Consider the following 664-nt stretch of genomic DNA (forward strand, 5'->3'; position numbering starts at 1 on the left):
GCAGGCCATCCCCGGCGTCTACGCCAGCGGCGACCTGGCGCAGCGCGACGAAGAAGGCTACTTCATGTTCCTCGGCCGCTCGGACGACGTGCTCAACCCCGCCGGCCACCGGATCGGCACGGCGGACGTGGAGAACGCGCTGGTCAGCCACCCCGCCGTGGCCGAGGCGGCCGTCGTGGGCGTACCCGATCCGGTCAAGGGCGAGGCGATCAAGGCCTTTGTCATCCTGCGGGCGGGCGTCGAGCCTTCGGAATCGCTGCCCGCCGCCCTGATCGCTCACGTGCGCGACGTCCTGGGACCCATCGCCGCACCGGCATCGGTGCAGATCGTCGATCGGCTGCCCAAGACGCGGAGCGGCAAGATCATGCGCAGGCTCCTGAAGGCGCAGGAGCTCGGCCTCGAGCCCGGCGACGTCTCCACCCTGGAGGACTGACCGCGCGATCCCGGCGCCTGTCGCGGCGGCGCCCGGCCGCTGCTTGTGGCATGGCGTCCGGGCGACTATAATGGCTCCTGGTCTCCGGCGGCGTAGCTCAGTGGCAGAGCAAGCGGTTCATACCCGCTGCGTCGGTGGTTCAAATCCACCCGCCGCTACCAGGTTGCGCAGGCCCGTAGCTCAGCTGGGAGAGCACCTGACTCTTAATCAGGGTGTCGTGGGTTCGAGCCC

Annotated in this window: 1 protein-coding gene and 1 tRNA gene; both read left to right on the forward strand. The window is 69.6% G+C overall.

Translation table 11 applies throughout. The features are described 5' to 3' along the window. Positions 1 to 433 (forward strand): acetate--CoA ligase (locus QJR14_00980; GenBank protein ID MDI3316199.1); only part of this gene is annotated, 433 nt, incomplete at its 5' end. An 86-nt stretch (positions 434 to 519) separates the two neighbouring features. Next, positions 520 to 594 (forward strand) — tRNA-Met (locus QJR14_00985). Positions 595 to 664 lie beyond the last annotated feature (70 nt).

The organism is Bacillota bacterium, assembly GCA_029961055.1.
Classification (GTDB): domain Bacteria; phylum Bacillota; class Sulfobacillia; order JAIMAT01; family JAIMAT01; genus JAIMAT01.